The sequence below is a fragment of the Bacteroidia bacterium genome, from assembly GCA_026932145.1.
Taxonomy (GTDB): domain Bacteria; phylum Bacteroidota; class Bacteroidia; order J057; family JAIXKT01; genus JAIXKT01.
On the sequence record JAIXKT010000054.1, the window covers coordinates 48,492 to 66,822 of the forward strand.

The following is an 18,331-nucleotide window of genomic DNA, read 5'->3' on the forward strand; positions in this document are numbered from 1 at the left end:
GCGAATTTTCTTTTTACTTTGCTTCAAAACAAACGGATTACGTAGAGAAATCAGCAACTATTAAATAGTTATCATTATTATAATCAGATAGTTATATTATTTTTTCTTTTTTAACTATGGGGAAATTACATTAAAAAAGCCGCAGATGCTGCGGCCTTTTTAATGTAGTAAGAGAAACTTATTCTACAACGATTCGTTGAGTTGTTTCAAAACCTTTTCCGGATATTTTAACACAATAAATTCCGCCGGATAAGTCTGTATGCAGTACATAGTTTCCAGAACCGCTTTTAATGTTTATATCCTGATTATCAACAATTTGACCTAATGTATTATAGATTTCGACATTAGCAGTCTGGCTCTGTGCAACTCGCACAAACAAATTTAAGGAGGCTCCAGGTTTACTTGGATTGGGGAAAATATAAGCTGTTTCTTCTAAGGAAGATTGAGTGAGTTCAACTACTGGGCTTAGAGTAAAACTTCCGTCATTGTCTATCATCCGAAGGCGGTAGAAAACGCGGCTATCAAGCATATTGAAGTCTTTAAAATTATAAGAATTTGAGGCATTGGAAGCAACGTAACCAATCATCACAAAATTAGTAGCATCTGTGGCTTTTTCGATATAAAATATTTTTGCCGTAGATTGAGGAGTCGTTTGCCAAGATAGAGATGCAGTATGATTTCCTATGTATAAACCATTGAAACTCAATAATTCAATAGGGAAAGGAGAGTCTTCGCTGCCGGCGATTCCTTCTTCTGAAAAGGAGGTATAGCCTGTTCTGAGGATTCCACCGGATACGTTATTGCGTCCTGAACCGGCATAACCACCGGTAAATGAAGGTGCGGACGTTCCATTATCCCATGGGCTGGAGTCGTTTGGTCTTTTTACGATGGTATAGGCAGCACAAGGAAGGCCGCTTCCACAAGAGTTTCCCCAATCAAAACTGGGAAAAAGTTCTAAATTATAATTTATGCTTGAAACTCCGGCGTTAGCTGAGGTTGTCCATTTCCCGTCTTGTAGTAGCTTCGTGAAGTATGCTCCGCCTTCGGCAAAAGGAGAAGCTAAGGTCGCAGCACCGGGTGAACCGCTTGTAAAGAACATATTTATCCGAGATAAACCCGTATGACTGTTGATTTTAATACCTGCTAACTGATATTTTGAAGCACTACCAACCGGATACATATAGAAAACGCCGGTATTGGATATTGAACGATTTAAGTTACCATTTACCCATGAAGAAGAAGATGCGTAGGAAACAACTGAATTTCCGTCTGTAATTGAAGTTTCTGAAGGGTTAGTTACGGAGACGGTTTTTCCGTTAGTATTAACAACTCCGCGAGTTAGTGCCAACGTGCCTGATACAGAGATAGAGTCGGATAGGGAGAAGCCAGCATTGTTATTAAAAACCAAGTTATAGAAATACTCATTATCGCCGGTTGCTACTGAAATGGTTTGTGTAGAATATCCGTCAAATACTATGGTACTATTTCCTTCAATAAAGTCTGTTTCTGATCCTTGGTTTACCCAATTTCCTTTCAATTTTATAGTTCCGTCTGATGTTCCATTGTTTCCGTCATCAAAATCAAGGGCATTTTGGCCGTTAAAAGTGAGGTCTCCGTATATTGAAAGAACTCTATTTGCACTACTTTTTCCGACAATTCTTCTGGTTGAGTTGATGCCGTTGCCGCCGGAAATGGTAAGGTCGTTACATTTAGCAGTTTCGTTAGGTAAAAGTACGATACTGTTTGCATTAACAACATTAGATACGGAGAACGTAACATTTACGGTAGAATCCGGCACACGGTACACGTCCCAATTACAGCCATTAAACCAGCGGGTATCTGTGCCACCGTTCCAATTACCAATAACGCCTCCAAGTCCGGTAACGGTAAAGTCCGCTGGTTTAGAGTATTTGCCAGCGCCGGCATCCCACCGAGTATTGTCATTTACTACATAACCTAACAGAGCCATTTGTGTGCCTGTATAAGTTTCGGTAGCTTTATAGCGTCCTTCTCCACCACCAATAAAATTTACCTGAAGATTAAGACATTCCAAACCCTCTGGTAATCTCGATTGACCTGTGCCGGAGGCTCTGTCTGGAACAGCACTAGAAACCGGCAGCCAGTCGTCCCAAGTAGAGCCAGCAAAAATATAACGTCCTTCTAAGGAATCTCTTGAAGTATTCCATGTACCTTGCATTATAAATAGTTCATCTCCTGCGTTAGCCAAATCAAAAGTGGTTCCATTTTTAATATCAGTATAAGTCCAATCAGGGGTAGGGGTATTTGATTCGCAGGGTTTCCATTCAGTAACTGTGCCTTTTGCGAGTGGGCTGGAGCCGTTCCATGTTAGTTTTACGACACCTTCTCCGCCGCCATGCCGGCGTGTTTGAACATTAGCTGCCGCACCACGCTCATAACCATTGTCGGTAAACAAAATCTCGGTTCCGGGATTTAGTTCCACAAAGTTTACAAAACTAATTTTATCACAGGTATTATCTAAATTATAAGTATAGTTAGCATCCAAAGCGACTAAGGCTAAATCTCCCATATAAAGTATAGTTGGAGCACCTGCGTTGGAAGTAGTGTTAGATTGAGTGCCGTTATTGGTAGGTACGGAAGTAATTAAATAGTCATTATTTCCGTCGCAGAACTCGAATACCTGCACGTAATATGTGGTGTTGGCAGTTAAGCCGGTAACGGTTACTGTATTTCCAGTTCCGTTGTAAACGATTTTATTTCCGCTGCCTTTATCTGTAGCTGATGAGAATACAGAGTTAACGCCGGTGGGTGCAGATCCATCTGTGGGAGTCCAGGAAACGCTGGCACTGGCACGCAAAACCACAATTCTTTTTCGTCCGTTGCCATTTGTCCAGTTAATGACCATACTGGTAGGGCCTGTTGTCCCAAAGGAAATACTGCTGGCTTGGGTTGTCGGTTCTGCATTACAGTTCGTTTGTTGATTTTGGTTCCCATCATTATTAGTTCCGGCAGAAGTTAGGTATTGATTGGTAGCATCACAAAATTCATATACGCGGAAGTAATAAAAAGTATTAGCTGTTAAATTGGTGATATTAATGGAGTTACCGGTTCCGCTGTAGAGTATTTTGTTTCCGGAGCCTTGGTCAGTAGCGGAGGTGAAGTTTGCGTTTACGCCGGAAGGCGGTGTTCCGTTAGTGGGTGTCCAAGAAACTGGGCCTCCTTGACGGCCTACTAATATCCGGCGATTGCCGTTACCGGATGTCCAGCCAACAGTCATAGATGTGGTTGTTACACTTGAAAAACTAATGTTAGTAGCTTGTGTGGTAGGAGCACTGTTGCAGCCGGCAACTATGGTAATATCATCAACGTTCCAGACTTCTTGTGTTGCATTATTGAGTGCAATGATGCGTAGTTTTACGTTATTGGTTCCGTTAGGGATGTTAATCTTGAGGGTAGAGTAGATGGTTCCTGCGTTTGTGCCGGATGTTCCTGCAACCACTAAGTTTGTGCCGGCGGTAGTAGTTGCATTTTCGGCATTATTATAGCTCCAGCGGGCATTATTGTCTCCATTGACGGCAATATCGGCGTTAGCTTGTGTGTTTGTTAGGAAGGCAGCATTGTCAAGGGCTGCAAATACACGTAGATAGTCTCCAGCATCAGCACCATTTCCAGTAGTTGTAGAGGTACTGGAAATTCTAACATACACAGCTATATTAGAATAGCTGGATACATTAAAGGTATCTAAGTCTAAGGTTGCTGTGCCGTTGTTTACCTGCCAAGAGCGAGCGCCGCCTCGTATGCGTTGGGTAGCGGGGGTGTCGCCGCCGCCAGCGGCTGTACCGATATTCCCACCTCCTGCTGTGATGTTCCATGTAGGAGTTGCCGGTATTGTTTCAAAATCTTGAACGGCAACTGTAACTTGCCCTAAACCAATACGAAATAAGAACTGGCAAGCAAGTGTAATCAAAAATAGTTTGTAAATTTGTTTCATAACCCAATGAATTACTATACGCAAAAGTACTAAATAAAACTTTATCAGATAAAATTTTATTTAGTAAAAAGTAAAAAAAGCCTTTTTTTGCTTTTTGTGGATTACAGTATGCCGTAGTGTGCTAAAGAGTAGCTATAGATTTCGGATTACATACTTAACAGACTTTGGTTCAAGCCAATAGTGATTTACAAATTCGGGTTTAGCTTCCAAGATGGGGACTATTTGTTTGCCTAATTCATGTAAATCTGCATAGTCAATTTGCAGTCGGAAATTTTTAGAATTAATTTTTTCATATTGATTAAAGGGTACTTGGAATTTAATCAATACCCGATTTGGGATAAGCCGAACCTGTCTATTTGCCGGAACATTAACTATTTCAATGTCTGTCCAGCATTCTGCCTGAGTGAATTTATCTATGTAGATAACAGCTTCTACGTCATCTGTATTACAGAAAATCCCATGCTGTTTTTCTAAGGGAACTTTTTTCCGAATAGGCTTAACAACTTCTATATCCTGTAAATCATCAAAAGAAAGTTCAAATGGGTCAATGCTTTGATTAGCGGGGGTTTCTTGGTAGTTTCTTAGGTCTATTTCAACCTTTTGGGTTTTCCAGAGATTTATCTGCGAAAGTCCGTGTTCAGAACCAATAAACCAGAGAGAATCTGGGTTAAGGTCTATTTTTTTTATGAGTAAATAATCCTCTTTCAGTTTTAGGGTTATATCCGGGATGACGGCTAAGCGTTTTGAAAGAGGCTCTGTTAAATCTAAATAGATGGTATCCGGCTTTATTCTGGTAACTGCCTGAGCATAGTTCAAATTCTTTTTGATTGTTGGGATATATGTATGTAAAGAGATATTCCCTTTTGCAACAGCCTCATTATCAATATGTAGTTGTAATGTATCTTGAACACTTCGCAGGGAAGGCAGCAGAAGTTGCTGCCCTGTTCCAATTACAGATACATGAACTGTTGTGGGTAATTTTTGATTAAAGATAGACTTTTGCGGAATATTGGTAAAGGTAACCGGATATTCTATTGTTACTTCATAGGTTCTGGCAAGCGTTACGAGTAACCATAGAAAGGAAGACAGTGAAATTGCTATGAATACTCGCAGCCAAAATACACGGCTTCTAAGCATCTGATTTTAAGACTCCTGAGAGGTGTCTGCTAAGCGCAGGATAGCAGAGCGTTCGTATCGTAGTTTTATATTATCGCTAACTTCTAAGAGCACAGAATTGGTGTCTATTTGCACAATGCGGGCGTGAAGCCCTCCCACCGTAATTATTTTATCACCTTTTTTCAAGCTCTCGCGAAATTGCTTTTCCTTTTTTTGTTTTTGAAGTTGGGGGCGAATCATAAAGAAGTAGAATACTAAAATGATTCCTCCCATCAAAATAAGTTGGGAATACCAAGACGACCCGGGCACGTGGGTCTGTAATAAAATCCACAGAAATTGCATAGGTTACTTTTTAGCGGATACTACTTCGCCTGTAAATTTTAATATTTTAATTTTGGGATCTGCGTTTGCGGTAACTGTAACCGTTTTGGATTGGTTGCCGGATTTTCCTTGCGAGTCAAATTCAACCTCAATTTTTCCTTCATTTCCGGGAGGAATCGGGTCTTTTGTCCAATTAGGAGTTGTGCAGCCGCAAGATGGCTTTACATCATTGATAACCAATGGATTTTGTCCTGTATTTTTAATCTTAAATGTATGGGATACTTTTTCGCCCTCGGTAATTTTCCCAAAGTCGTGGGTTTCGGAATCTACTATGTAGGTAGTTGTTGGTAAATTTTCTTTTTCTGCGTCTTTATTTTCTTGTGTAGCAGTTGTTTGTGTAGCAGAATTTGATTGTTCTGTCTTAGTGGTTTCTTGCTTACAAGAATACAGTAAGCCTACGGTTAGTAGCCCAAATAGCAGGTTTCGGTATTTTATGTTCATATATTATGTTTTATGTTGTCTTAAAATTGTAATTTAGCTTTTTTTCATATCTCCCAATAAGGTTTCGACTTCGCGCAGTAGTTCTTCTGCTCGGGTGTAATCTTCGGTGGGGGGAATTGAGGTTTCATTTTTACCTATTCTGGTAGAGGAGGCTAATGTACTGTCTAAAGGATTGTCATTCAAGAGGTCTTCTTGCTTTTTCTTTACCATTTCTTTAAGTTCAGTCCAGTATGCTTCTAATTTAAGTTTGAGTTTGTCGCGGGTATTTTTGCCGGAATCTGGTGCATATAACATTCCGATAGCCAAACCTGTAACTAAACCGCCTAAAAAACTCCAAAATGCACGATTACTCATAACGATGCAAAATTACATATTTGCCGTGTACAAAATTATATTTTTCTGAATTTGAATGGATTGTTTTTACACACTAACTCTTAGTTAGATAGTGTTACGTAATTACCTAATAATCAATATTTTGATTCTTAGTTTGCAGTAAACTTTTGGTGTACAATTTCCGGTACTTCAAAACGTTTGCCATATTGCAGTGCGAGTTGGTTACATTCTTGGATAAACTTTTCGGCACCAACAAAGTTGATATAAGACATTACGCCGCCGGTGAAGGGTGCGAATCCCCAGCCCATAATTGAGCCGACATCGCCGTCGGTAGTATTAGTAAGTACATTTTCGGCTAAACAGCGGGCTGCATCTAAGGCTTGAACGTGCAAAAATCGTTTTTTTAGAATTTCAGCATCGGGATACTCAGATTTCTGCGGATAATGCTCGGCAAGACCTTTCCAGAGATGTTTTTTTCCGTTTTCGGGATATTCATAAAATCCTTTTCCGGATTTTTTTCCGGGGCGCTTTAAAACTTCTACAAATAGCTCTCCGACTTTTGCCGCTGCATCTTCGATTTTAATACCTAAGTCTTTTTCGGTTTGTTTTACAATATGATGCAGTAAATCTAAGCTAACTTCGTCAGCGAGGGCTAACGGTCCTACTGGCATACCGCACGCTTTTCCGATATTTTCAATCACAGCAGGTGGAATACCTTCCGCCAGCATCTCGATACCCTCTTTTACATAGGTTGCAAATACCCGTGAAGTGAAAAAACCCCGACCGTCATTGACTACGATAGGCGTTTTCTTGATTTTTTTGATGTAATCAATAGATAAAGCTAAGGCGTAATCCGATGTCTTTTCCCCCATAATGATTTCTACAAGGGGCATTTTTTCAACAGGAGAGAAGAAATGTAATCCAATAAAGTTTTCTGGTCTTGTAGAAGATTCTGCTAAACCGGAAATGGGTAAAGTAGATGTGTTTGAAGCAAATACTAAGGTTGGTTTATTTACAGATTCTGCTTCTTGGGTAACTCGGGCTTTTAGTCCTCTATCTTCAAAAACGGCTTCTATTATCAGGTCGCATCCGGCTAAGTCATTGGAGTTTTCGGTGGCGAATATTCTGTTTAGAATGCTGTCATGTTCTGCCGAAGAAATATGTTTTTTTTGTAGTTTTTCGCCTAATATACGAGCTGAATAGGCTTTTCCTTTTTCGGCATTTTCTTTACTAACGTCTTTTAGCACTACTTGGAGTCCGGCGATAGCGGATACGTAAGCGATACCAGCTCCCATCATTCCGGCACCGAATACACCTACTTTCTGGATATTTGTTTCCGGTACATTTACCGGTCTGGCGGCTCCTTTATTGGCGTTGCTGAGTGCAAAAAAAAGTGTCTGAATCATGTGTTTAGATTCTTTACTTAAGCAGCAGGCTGTAAAGTATCGTGATTCAACGACTAATGCGCGGTCAATAGGAAGCTGTAGCCCCTCATAGACACAAGATAAAATATGTTGGGCAGCGGGATAATTACCGTAAGTCTTTTTGCGCATCAAGGCAGATGCGGCAGTCATTACCATAACTCCGTTGGGGGTTAAAATGTCGCCCCCGGGAACTTTAAACTTAGGCTGGTCCCAAGGTTGGGTGGAAGTTCCGCCTTGCAGAATATATTCTTTAGCGGACGAAAGTAGTTCTTCAGGAGTTTGGGCTAATTTATGGATAATGCCTTGCGCTAATGCTTGGCTGGGGCGTAGTTTTTTGCCTTCTAAAATAAGTGAAAGAGCATTTTGGATGCCAATCAGGCGTGGTAGGCGTTGGGTGCCACCGGCTCCGGGAAGTAATCCCAGCATGATTTCCGGCAAGCCTAACTGAATATCCGGCTTGTCTAAGGCTATGCGGTGGTGGCAGGCTAAGCATAATTCTAAGCCGCCGCCCAAAGCCGTTCCGTTGATGGCCGCTACAACAGGCTTTCCGCAGGTCTCTAACCGCCGAAACAACCCATTTAACTTGCCCGTCATCTCCATAATCTCTGATGCCTGAGTAAGCGGAAGCAGCATATCTAAATCTGCACCTACCAAAAAATCTTTTTTAGCAGAAGTAATAATGATTCCTTTTACCTGATTATCAGTAATAGCTCGCTCAAGGGTTTCCCCAAGAGCAACCATAGTAGCCTCGTTAATAACATTTGTAGCTTTGTTTGTTTGGTCTAAGCGAATAATCGCAACCCCGTCATTATCAACTTCGTACTGCAACATAAAAGAAAACTTAATGAAATTTGCGCGAAGTTAAGCATTTTTTCTACTTGAAATTACTAAGATTATTTAAAACGATAAAAGCAATATTCTAAGTGTGTGTGCTATAATTGAGAAGCAATAATAGATCGAAAATAGTAGCCTGCTTTTAAGTAAAAGTTAATCTCCACCAATCATTTTGGATACAATACCTTTTTTATCTGTAAACTCTGCTATTACAATCCCGGATAGATGCAGCAATATAAAAATGGGAAACCAATAAATTCCCCATTTATGAACTGTTTCGATGGTTTCTCCCCATTCAGAAAAAAAATCTTTTTCGATACATACTCCGGTAACGGCAGAAAGAAATAAAAATAAGTAGAAAAAAACATACGTAAATCCTTGCATCTTTTCTTTTATGCTCTTTGCGGTAAATAGGTTTGGAAATTGGATTTTTTTGACAAACATATAGATAATGCGAGCAATAAATGAAAATATCACAACGTGAGCAAATATTTCATGCCATTCCCACATAGGTTCTCGAATGCTGCCTACGATATTCCGCATCTGTTCTCTACTGAGTTCTACATTTGGAATATTGTCTTGAATGGCACCAACAATTGAATTTCCGCTCATCCAGTACATTCTTAGAAATCCGGTAATGAAGAGAATAGGCATTGCCATTGCGATAAGCCAATGCAATAGCCGGTGTAATGCCGTGAATTTTTGAGTTGAACTCATTAAAAATAGATATTGAATTTTAGTGCATAAAATTAACCAATATTATCATTCGGTAGAGATATTAAAAATCACTTTAGGCGGAAATATACTCCAATAACGAAACTGTATTGTGCTTTCTGAAGCCTCTAAGAGCAGCTTTATATTTATGCTTGAAGTAAAAGTAACTTGTATCCATTCTTAACACCACAATCTCAAAAGAAAAATCATATAACTATTTAACAACCATGTTTTTATGATTTGAATCAAAAAGTTTTGGATATGAATCCATGCCTACGCAAAAAAGTTTTGTAACTTCGCCCAAACAAGGAGTTGGATAACCTATTTGGTGAATAGGTTTATCCTTTTCTTTGCCACTCTTTTTTAAAAAATATTAACTAAATTAGCTGATTATATGAAAGATACAGAGCAAATCATTCAGGATAACCTCAATTATACATTATTTCCTTGGAGCAAACAAAAGATAGTGCCTTTGGTGATAGAGCGTGCTAACGGAGTTTATTTGTATGAGCCTTCTGGGAAACGCTATTTAGATTTTTCTTCCCAATTGGTAAATATGAATATTGGGCATGGTGATAGCCGTGTTTCGGAGGCTATTATGAAGCAGATGCAGATGTTTAGCCATTTGAATCCGGCTATAGCTACTGCGGTGCGTGGTCGGGTGGGAAAGGCTTTGGCTAAGATTGCTCCCAAGGGACTGACAAAGACTTTTTTTACCCTTGGCGGTGCTGAAGCCATTGAAAATGCTATAAAAATTGCTCGTATGTATTCAGGAAAGCACAAAATTATAGCTCGTTATCGGGCATATCATGGTGCTACTTACGGTGCGATGACTGCCGGCGGAGACCCCCGCAAACTGCCCGCAGATAGCCAACAAATGCCCGGCGTAATTCACGTAGAAGACCCATATTGCTACCGGTGTCCTTGGGGGCAGCAACCCAACTCCTGCCACCGAGAATGTGTTCAACATATAGAACGAATTATCGAATTTGAAGGCCCTAAAAATATCGCCGCTATCCTCATGGAAGGCGAATCAGGGTCATCAGGTTGCATTAAATATCCACTGGATTATTGGCAACAGTTGAGAAAAATCGCAGATAAATACAATATTTTGTTGATATGTGATGAGATAATGAGCGGCTTCGGCCGTACCGGTGAATGGTTCGGTATCAGCCGCAGCGGCGTTTCTCCCGATATTATGTGCTTTGCTAAAGGCTTAACCTGTGGCTACTTACCGCTTGGAGGCGTTATGGTATCGGATACAATAGCACACCACTTTGATGAAAACCCATTGATGATTGGGCTGACTTATGCTGCCCACCCGGTATCTTTAGCCGCAGCAGAGGCCGTCTTACAAATCTATGAATCTGATAAACTCATCGAAAATACCCGAAACATAGAGCAGTTTATCAACCAAGAAATGGAAAAACTATCCCAAAAACATCTTTCTATTGGAGACTTTAGGAATACCGGCCTTTTGGGCTGCATAGAATTGGTAACCAACCGAAAAACCAAACAGCCGCTTGTGCCCTTCAATACTAAGCCCGAAGAAATGGGACCCATAAACCAAATAGCCGCTAAACTAAAAGAACTTGGCCTCTATGCATTCGTTCGTTGGAACTACATTTTCATAGCTCCACCGCTAACGATTACCCAAGAACAAGCATCCGAAGGACTTCAAATGATTTCACAAGCCCTTGAAATAGCAGATTCTTACTACAAAGAATAAGCTACGATTCTCTTTCTTTTTCTAAGCATTCATTTCGTCTTGTTTCTGTATCAAATAATTACTTTCGTAATTGCTAATTTATTGTTTTTTAATATTTTAGCTCAAAGTGATTCTTTATTTTTGGGAAATGTTGTTTTTATCGGCCTTCATAAAACCAATGAAAAGTATTTATTGCGGGAACTTCCTCTTAAAGTTGGATCTAAGATAGCTACGAAAAACCGGCAGGCTGATTTAGAGTTAAATCGTCAAACGCTTTATAACCTACGGTTATTTACGCGGGTAAATGCACAGGATTCCATATTTGCAGATACTTTAATACAAGTATTTGATTTTCAGGAGCGTTGGTATTATACGCCGCGTGCGCACGTAGAGCTACAAGAACGAACCTTGAATGACTTAATTGCGCAACCAAGCCTATACAGGGCTACTTTGACTACCGGCCTATTCTGGCAAAATGTAGCCGGACATAATGAAACGATTGAGGCTTTTGCAAAATTAGGCTACACGACCGGAGCCTTAATCCGGTTTAATAAACCCTATCTTTGGTCAATAAAGCCTTGGGACGTAAGTTTAGAAATAGAGGCTTATCAGCAACATGAGGTGCTATTTGCAGATAAAAACGACCACCCAACTTACCTGAGAGTAGATAATTTCCCAATACTAAAGTTATTCAATATAGAAGCTGCCTTAGCCAGACGCTTTAATCCCAGAAAAAGTTTTACCTATGTTGTCGGAATTAATGGTTACTTTATTGCAGATACCTTAAAGACCGTAAAACCGGAATTTGTTTTACAAGATAAATCATCAATTTATCCGTATATTACTGTTAAATATTGGCATGACACTCGCGACCAGCGCACTTTCCCGCTAACCGGCTTCAAAGTTCAGGGAAGTATTCAGGCTAATTATTGGCCAAAAGTTATCAGTAATATAAAAATTGAAGCACAACTATCTAAGCATTATCCAATTACACATAGATGGAATATTGCTGCCGGAGCTTATGCTTATTCTTGTATTGGCTCAAATATGCCATATTATGAACGATTTTTTTGGGGGCAAAAGCAATATTTTATTCGAGGTTATGAGCAATATTTAATAGAAGGGCAGGCATTATTGGGCTTTAAATCAGAGCTAAAATACGGAATTATTCCGCGAAAGATGGTTCATTTCAGGATATTACCCAAAAAGTTTCAGGATTGGCCGTTGGCATTTTATCTATCGGCTTTTGGAGATGTTGGTTACAGCTATCATCAGATATTGGCCTCTCGGCTACATAATAGTTTGCTGCCGGGTGTTGGAATTGGGGCTAATTTTTTGTTTCTTTACGACACTTTTTTTCGGGTAGAAATAAGCCGAAACCGTTTTTCTGAAACCAGTATAGTTCTAAATTTTTTATTAGCCATTCGATGAAAATTGCTATTTACGGAAAGACTACCAAAAACACCAATTTTACAATATTGGGAGATTTTTTGTACTTTCTGCATTCCCAACAAATTGATTATGTACTTCATGAAGAGTATGCTTCCGAACTACGTTCGCAGCCATTTTTCAAAGAACATCTGGGAATTATCCAAAACATTTTTCGAGATATTTCTGATATTCAGGACATTGATTTCTTTTATTGCATTGGCGGAGACGGCACGCTTTTAAATGCAGTTCGGTTTCTAAAGCATTTTACAGTTCCGGTAGTAGGCGTAAATGCCGGTAGATTAGGTTTTTTAACTCCTATTCAGCAGCAAGCTATTGAGGAAGTTACGGTAGAACTATTAAATAATGCTTGGAAATTAGATGAGCGTTCTTTGATAGAACTTTCATCTTATCCGGAAATTTTTGCAGATTGGAATTTTGGCCTAAACGAAATCACCATTCATAAGGCGATTTCTAATGAAATGATTGTGGTACACACTTTTGTAAATGGGGAATTTTTAAATTCCTATTGGTGTGATGGCTTGATTGTTTCTACGCCCACGGGTTCTACGGCCTACAACCTTGCTTGTGGGGGGCCATTAATAAGCCCCAATTCAGGGACGTTTGTTTTAACCCCAATTGCACCGCACTCTTTAACAGTACGCCCGATTATTGTAGCTGATTCCAGTGTTATTTCGTTTCAGATAGAAAGCCGATCCGGAAATGCTTTGGTAGCAATTGATAACCGTACAGAAATTGTTCCAGCAAAGATAGAGCTCGCTGTACGGAAATCAATTCACAAATTACATTTAGTAAGAGCCGGTTCCCGTACTTTCTTTAGTACTTTACGTTCCCGTTTGAATTGGGGGTTAGACCCCAGAAATTAATTTAGCATACCAATGTCCCGATGGATTCACCGGAAACTATTTTTAGTAGATTATCGGGTGTGTTAATGTCAAAGACGATGATAGGTAAATTATTTTCTTGACAGAGGGTGAAGGCAGTCATATCCATAACGTTCAGTCGGTTTTGGATAGCTTGGTTGTAGGTTAGCGTTTCGTATTTGGTAGCTTCGGGATTTTTTTCGGGGTCAGCGGTATAGATTCCGTCCACACGAGTTCCTTTAAGCACTACTTGTGCGTTAATTTCAACGGCGCGTAAACTGGCGGCGGTGTCCGTTGTGAAGTATGGGTTTCCGGTTCCTGCGCCGAAAATCACAATTCTGCCGCGCTCTAAGTGCCGGATAGCGCGCCTGCGTATAAAAGGCTCGCATACTTGCTCCATTTTAATGGCTGATTGCAGGCGCGTAGCAACATTTAGCTGCTCCAAAGCGTCCTGCATAGCCATACCATTTATCACGGTTGCGAGCATTCCCATATAATCACTTTGGGATCTATCCATTCCGCCGGCTACTCCTTGAACGCCTCTAAAAATATTGCCACCTCCGATGACCAGTGCAATCTGAACCCCTGTTTGGGCGGTTGTTTTGGCAATCTCTTCCGCATAAGCCCGAATTGTAGCCGGATCTATGCCGTAGGGCTTATCACCCATCAATGCTTCTCCACTAAGTTTAAGGAGAATACGGGAATACTTCACTACAATGTCTGTTTATTTTGTCCCTAATTGCACACGTTTCATCCCGATAACTCGCACTTTTGGGTTAATCTCTTTGAGGTATTGACTAACAGTTTTGCTGTTATCATTAAGGTAGCTTTGGTTTAATAAGGTATTTTCGTCAAAGAACTTGCGCAATTTGCCTTGTGCAATTTTTTCAACCATATTTTCTGGTTTTCCTTCTTGGCGAATTTGATCCATTGCTATATCCAATTCTTTGTCAATAATTTCTTTTGGGATGTCTTCTTTATCTAAGGCAAGGGGATTCATGGCAGCAATTTGGATAGCGAGTTCTTTTCCGGCTTCTTTTAAATCAACTCCATTGGCATTGTCAAAAGCGATAGCAGCAGCTAAACGACTTCCTAAGTGGGTGTATGTTGCTACAAATGAACCAGATAGTGTTTCATATTTACTAACGTCTAACTTTTCGCCAATTTTTCCCATATTATCTACAAGTAGATCTGATACAGATTTACCGTTGATTGTTAATTTAGAAATATCGTCTAAAGTGGCCGGCTGGGTATTAATGACGGCATCTGCAATGCTATTTCCAAGTGCTATAAAGTCGGCATTTTTAGCCACGAAGTCAGTTTCACAGTTTAATTCAATAATGATTGCTTTTGTGTGGTCTGCATTTACTCTTGCGAAAACAGCTCCTTCGCGGGCATCACGATCGGCACGGGAGGCCATCACTTTTTGTCCTTTTTTCCGAAGTAATTCTACTGCCTTTTCAAAATCACCATTTGCTTCTTCTAAGGATTTTTTACAATCCATCATCCCTGCACCAGTCATTTGGCGCAATTTATTTACGTCTTGAGCGGATATTGCCATATTTTAATAACTTAATTTAATTCGGGCGCAAAGGTACTGCTTTTAAAGCTAACATAAATAGCTTTAAAAATATAAGAGTTGATTTTTTTTTCTGTATTTTTGGGAAATAGTTACAATTTAATCTGTAACAATTAAGCGTTTGGTGATATATGGCCGGCCGTCAATCACTAAGCTATAAAAATAAACTCCTGATTTTAAATTAGATAAATCTAATGAAATAGAGCCTTGCTGCCCTTTGATAAGTTGTTGTTTTTGTAAACCGCCTAAGATGTCATAGATGTTTATTTGGGCAGTTGAATTTGGGTTGGGAAGAGTATAGTTTATGCTAGCCAAATTTACTGCCGGATTTGGGCTTATTTGAACTGCAAGTTTGTTTTGTGCTATTAAATCTTCCAAACTAGTAACTACATTAAAGTTTACGGTGGCAGTTACAGAATCAGGAGTTCCGTTAGTTTTGATGAAATAATAGGTTGCAGAGGCACTTCCCGGAAGCCCGTAGGATTCAAGTTGTGCTTTAAAAGTTTTATTAGTATCTCCAGGGGCAATTATTGCTGGATTGGGAGTTATCTCGGTTTCTTCAGGATAACAAGTAGGGCCAAAACAAAGCTGTAAATCATGGTCAGGGCTAACTTGGTGAATTACACGTCTCACTTTTACGACAACTGTGTCTGTAGATATGTTTTTAACTAAAATAGCAGCTACTAAAAGCCGGCTACCATCTCCTGAAATAGTGGTTGTAGGTACATTTATCAGTTGGAGGCTTTGGGCTTGTGTAGTTATTATTAATGCAATAAGTCCGTAAAACAGAATAAATTTCTTCATAGTGAAAGTTATCAAACTCGCACAAATGTACGAAATACTATAGGTTATTGTTTCAATTTAAACTTATTTAGGGGATTTTTTCTGGATAAAACGAATCAAGTTTATTGAGGCAATCTGGTTATTTATCCGTAGTTTTCTTTTTTTTCTTGTTTTTGGATATTGGTTTTTCATCTATCCAGTCTTCAACGTTTTCGGAGGATTGTTTTCCGAAGATTTCTTCTTTTTCTTGCTGAAAAGCCTTTTGTATTTCTTCTTTTTCCTTTTTGAAGCCAAGTTGCACTTGTTTTTTCATGGCTTGGGTATCCAATGAGAAGTTTGGGTTATCTGTTGTTCCGCTAACATGAACCAAGAGAGCTGTATTTCCGCCGGGTGCGGGGCTGGTTTCTATCCATTCATTAACCTGTGGGTCTGGCTCTTGCCAGCTATTTTTAGGCAAAAATAATTTCACATGATAGCTCAGTTTTTGGTCAAAAGTATGGTTTCCACTTGCCTGAACTTTCCATGATTTATTGGCTAAAACATCTAATTCACCTAAGTTAAATATCTCATTATTAATTGAAAATGAAGCACGTGCATAATCAAAAGTCAAATCTTTTAGTTTAGCTAATTTTACAAATGTTCCTAACTTATGTAACGTTGGGTATCCAATAAGAGATCCGTTATGCCACTCAATAGTTCCGGTAGCACTAAACGAAGGTAGTAGGGTAGTGAAGTCTGATTTTAATCGTGTTTGGAGTGCTACGTCTAAATTGACTTCTCCACTAAGGTAATTTGCAGGTGGAATTACTGCCCGAATGGTTGGTATTGCATTAAAAAGCTCTTTTAAAGAAGTTTGGGATAATTTGGCATTACAAGCTACTTGGAGTTCGTTGTTAGGAGAAATACATAAGACACCGCTGGTGTTCACTTTTCCACCAAAAACATGAAGCCTTAGCGTGTCAAGATACAAACATTGATTTGTTATGTGAACTTCACCGACCCAAGAGCTACCGGAAATGGTTTCTATTGTAAATTTCTCAAACTCGGTTTTTAAGTTAAACGAAATATTTTTGGGGATTGAAAGTACGTTAGTTGAGGATTTATAGGAAGAAGTCGTTCCTGATGAGTTAGAAGATAAATTTTGCTTAGAAATAAAGTCTGAAAGATAAAAATAAGGAGATTGAAAAAGTAAATTTCCTGATAATAACGCTGTTGTGTCAAAAAGATAGGGGATTGGGTTTTGAATATTTCCCAACAATTGAAATTCTGTTTGGCCGATAGTGCCGATACATCTATCTATATGAAGTTTTTCGTTTGAAAAGGTTATATCGAGGTTCATATTTCGGATGGGGCTGGGGATATGTTCGGTTTCATAACACAACTTTGAGCCGGATAAGGAGCCGGTAGTGCTTGTTTTGTGGTATTTTCCGATGCGAAAGTCTGATAACATCCCTTGGGTTACTAAGCTAAAATCAACAATTCCGCTAATGGCATCTTCGGGATGAAATCCCGGTAAAAGACCTTTCACCTGAGCAATATCTAACTTTCCGTGGGCATCTAATAAGATGAGTGGCGTTACAAAGTCATGGTACACAAATCTAAGAGCAAAAGTATCTTTGCCCCATTGGCCATTGAGTTTTTCGATTTCCCAGTGTGCTTTCTCCGGCTCATCACCGGAATATATTAACGTAGTTTTTCCGTTTAGCTTACTCAATTTCCCCAGTTTTTCATTTGTAGTAACTTCTCCATCAGAGAGTTCTATGGCTAACTTAAATTCAGGCAGATGCTTTTTTCCCCAATAACCAAGCAGATAACCTTCTGTCTGAAATTTTCCAGAAGCCTTATATTCACTAACTTTTGAAGAAATATATTCCGGCATAAGGGATAGAAACTCTGTTACGGTAGCTTCATAACTGCCGTAACTTAGGTCGAAATTAATCCCCAACTCTTCGATGCGAAAATTTCCGGCAGCATAAATAGGAAGGTCTCCTAACTGTATTTTGGCATTTTTTATTTCGTATAGTTTTTTATTTTGATCTACAAATAACTTTGTTGAAGCATGAATATTTTTCCCTGTTAAATATGAAAATGTACCGACTTTTAATTTTTGAATATTGGTAGCTAAGGATGCTTCTAAGTCAAACATCGTTTTGCTAAAGTTTCCAGATAAAGAAAAGTCGGTTTGTTTACATTGTATTGTAGCTGTTGGCGTTTTTACAACAATATGAGAATCAGTAATTTTTAATTTTTCTAATGCTAAATGGATTGGAGACGGAGGTTTGGTGGGGTCAGGTTGTAATAAGTTTGAAATGGCTGCTTCAACGTTCCAAAGAGTTTGTTTATTTTGCTCAAATACTAAATCGGACTTTTTAAGGATTATTGCCTTGATTGTATAGTCGTTTTTGATAAACCCAATAATATCAAAAACAAGGTATATTTTTTGGCACGAGGCAAAAGATTTCTCTGAAAAATGCTGTTTTTGAGCTAATTTGGGAGATAAGGAAATCTGAACATCTGCGAGTTCTACTTCAATATTTGGCCAACTTTTCAGAAAAGAAACATCTAAGTAGCCAATGATAATTTTGGCATTTAGGTTTTTAGCCAAAGATTGCAATACTATTTGCTGAATTTTATCTTTGTATAGGAATGTAAGTGTTGCAGAAGCTGTTAAAATAAGTGCTCCAATTAATAGCAGCAGCCACAATATCCGAACTAACCACGTCATCTCTTATAGCT

Annotated in this window: 14 protein-coding genes; 3 read left to right on the plus strand and 11 right to left on the minus strand. The window is 39.2% G+C overall.

The annotated features are described in order from the left end of the window. Positions 1 to 178 precede the first annotated feature (178 nt). The 7 genes from LC115_12070 to LC115_12100 all read right to left on the minus strand — a co-directional run bounded on the left by LC115_12070 (position 179) and on the right by LC115_12100 (position 9,216). Positions 179 to 3,970 (minus strand): T9SS type A sorting domain-containing protein, encoded by a 3,792-nt coding sequence (locus tag LC115_12070; protein ID MCZ2357400.1) that lies wholly within the window; start codon positions 3,968 to 3,970, stop codon positions 179 to 181. Positions 3,971 to 4,102: 132 nt separating this feature from the next. Beyond that, on the minus strand, positions 4,103 to 5,107 hold the full coding sequence (locus tag LC115_12075; protein ID MCZ2357401.1) for a hypothetical protein: 1,005 nt from the start codon (positions 5,105 to 5,107) through the stop codon (positions 4,103 to 4,105). A 6-nt stretch (positions 5,108 to 5,113) separates the two neighbouring features. Continuing rightward, positions 5,114 to 5,428, minus strand: coding sequence for a preprotein translocase subunit YajC (gene yajC, locus LC115_12080; GenBank protein ID MCZ2357402.1), 315 nt, complete (start codon positions 5,426 to 5,428; stop codon positions 5,114 to 5,116). 3 nt (positions 5,429 to 5,431) lie between these two features. After that, the gene (locus tag LC115_12085; protein ID MCZ2357403.1) at positions 5,432 to 5,908 is read right to left on the minus strand and encodes a DUF1573 domain-containing protein; all 477 of its coding nucleotides are present in this window, start codon (positions 5,906 to 5,908) and stop codon (positions 5,432 to 5,434) included. Between the two features lie 33 nt (positions 5,909 to 5,941). Then, positions 5,942 to 6,262 carry a YtxH domain-containing protein gene (locus LC115_12090; GenBank protein ID MCZ2357404.1) on the minus strand — a complete coding sequence of 107 codons (321 nt, stop codon included), beginning with the start codon at positions 6,260 to 6,262 and terminating at the stop codon, positions 5,942 to 5,944. 128 nt (positions 6,263 to 6,390) lie between these two features. Next, positions 6,391 to 8,496 (minus strand): enoyl-CoA hydratase/isomerase family protein, encoded by a 2,106-nt coding sequence (locus LC115_12095; GenBank protein MCZ2357405.1) that lies wholly within the window; start codon positions 8,494 to 8,496, stop codon positions 6,391 to 6,393. A gap of 156 nt (positions 8,497 to 8,652) precedes the next feature. Further along, on the minus strand, positions 8,653 to 9,216 hold the full coding sequence (locus LC115_12100; protein MCZ2357406.1) for a cytochrome b/b6 domain-containing protein: 564 nt from the start codon (positions 9,214 to 9,216) through the stop codon (positions 8,653 to 8,655). Between the two features lie 391 nt (positions 9,217 to 9,607). Here LC115_12100 and LC115_12105 point away from each other — a divergent pair, with 391 nt between their 5' ends. From LC115_12105 to LC115_12115, 3 genes are all read left to right on the plus strand, one after another. After that, on the plus strand, positions 9,608 to 10,942 hold the full coding sequence (locus LC115_12105) for an aminotransferase class III-fold pyridoxal phosphate-dependent enzyme (GenBank protein MCZ2357407.1): 1,335 nt from the start codon (positions 9,608 to 9,610) through the stop codon (positions 10,940 to 10,942). Positions 10,943 to 11,062: 120 nt separating this feature from the next. Beyond that, the gene (locus tag LC115_12110; protein ID MCZ2357408.1) at positions 11,063 to 12,352 is read left to right on the plus strand and encodes a hypothetical protein; all 1,290 of its coding nucleotides are present in this window, start codon (positions 11,063 to 11,065) and stop codon (positions 12,350 to 12,352) included. Next, positions 12,349 to 13,236: an NAD kinase gene (locus LC115_12115; GenBank protein MCZ2357409.1), complete on the plus strand. Its 888-nt coding sequence runs from the start codon at positions 12,349 to 12,351 to the stop codon at positions 13,234 to 13,236. Before LC115_12110 ends, LC115_12115 begins: the two co-directional genes overlap by 4 nt. A 1-nt stretch (position 13,237) precedes the next feature. Here the strand turns inward: LC115_12115 and pyrH are convergent, their stop codons facing one another. From pyrH to LC115_12135, 4 genes are all read right to left on the minus strand, one after another. Beyond that, positions 13,238 to 13,945 (minus strand): UMP kinase, encoded by a 708-nt coding sequence (gene pyrH, locus LC115_12120; protein ID MCZ2357410.1) that lies wholly within the window; start codon positions 13,943 to 13,945, stop codon positions 13,238 to 13,240. Between the two features lie 12 nt (positions 13,946 to 13,957). Further along, on the minus strand, positions 13,958 to 14,794 hold the full coding sequence (gene tsf, locus LC115_12125; protein ID MCZ2357411.1) for a translation elongation factor Ts: 837 nt from the start codon (positions 14,792 to 14,794) through the stop codon (positions 13,958 to 13,960). A gap of 117 nt (positions 14,795 to 14,911) precedes the next feature. After that, positions 14,912 to 15,616 carry a T9SS type A sorting domain-containing protein gene (locus tag LC115_12130; GenBank protein ID MCZ2357412.1) on the minus strand — a complete coding sequence of 235 codons (705 nt, stop codon included), beginning with the start codon at positions 15,614 to 15,616 and terminating at the stop codon, positions 14,912 to 14,914. A 118-nt stretch (positions 15,617 to 15,734) separates the two neighbouring features. Then, a complete protein-coding gene (locus tag LC115_12135; GenBank protein MCZ2357413.1) occupies positions 15,735 to 18,320 on the minus strand; it encodes an AsmA-like C-terminal region-containing protein in 2,586 nt (861 codons plus the stop codon). Between the last annotated feature and the right edge of the window lie 11 nt (positions 18,321 to 18,331).

Excerpts from the sequence above, each read along its gene's own strand:
- LC115_12070 (MCZ2357400.1), bottom strand. The coding sequence starts at position 3,970 with ATGAAACAAATTTACAAACTATTTTTGATTACACTTGCTTGCCAGTTC.
- LC115_12075 (MCZ2357401.1), bottom strand. The coding sequence starts at position 5,107 with ATGCTTAGAAGCCGTGTATTTTGGCTGCGAGTATTCATAGCAATTTCA.
- yajC (MCZ2357402.1), bottom strand. The coding sequence starts at position 5,428 with ATGCAATTTCTGTGGATTTTATTACAGACCCACGTGCCCGGGTCGTCT.
- LC115_12085 (MCZ2357403.1), bottom strand. The coding sequence starts at position 5,908 with ATGAACATAAAATACCGAAACCTGCTATTTGGGCTACTAACCGTAGGC.
- LC115_12090 (MCZ2357404.1), bottom strand. The coding sequence starts at position 6,262 with ATGAGTAATCGTGCATTTTGGAGTTTTTTAGGCGGTTTAGTTACAGGT.
- LC115_12095 (MCZ2357405.1), bottom strand. The coding sequence starts at position 8,496 with ATGTTGCAGTACGAAGTTGATAATGACGGGGTTGCGATTATTCGCTTA.
- LC115_12100 (MCZ2357406.1), bottom strand. The coding sequence starts at position 9,216 with ATGAGTTCAACTCAAAAATTCACGGCATTACACCGGCTATTGCATTGG.
- LC115_12105 (MCZ2357407.1), top strand. The coding sequence starts at position 9,608 with ATGAAAGATACAGAGCAAATCATTCAGGATAACCTCAATTATACATTA.
- LC115_12115 (MCZ2357409.1), top strand. The coding sequence starts at position 12,349 with ATGAAAATTGCTATTTACGGAAAGACTACCAAAAACACCAATTTTACA.
- tsf (MCZ2357411.1), bottom strand. The coding sequence starts at position 14,794 with ATGGCAATATCCGCTCAAGACGTAAATAAATTGCGCCAAATGACTGGT.
- LC115_12130 (MCZ2357412.1), bottom strand. The coding sequence starts at position 15,616 with ATGAAGAAATTTATTCTGTTTTACGGACTTATTGCATTAATAATAACT.
- LC115_12135 (MCZ2357413.1), bottom strand. The coding sequence starts at position 18,320 with ATGACGTGGTTAGTTCGGATATTGTGGCTGCTGCTATTAATTGGAGCA.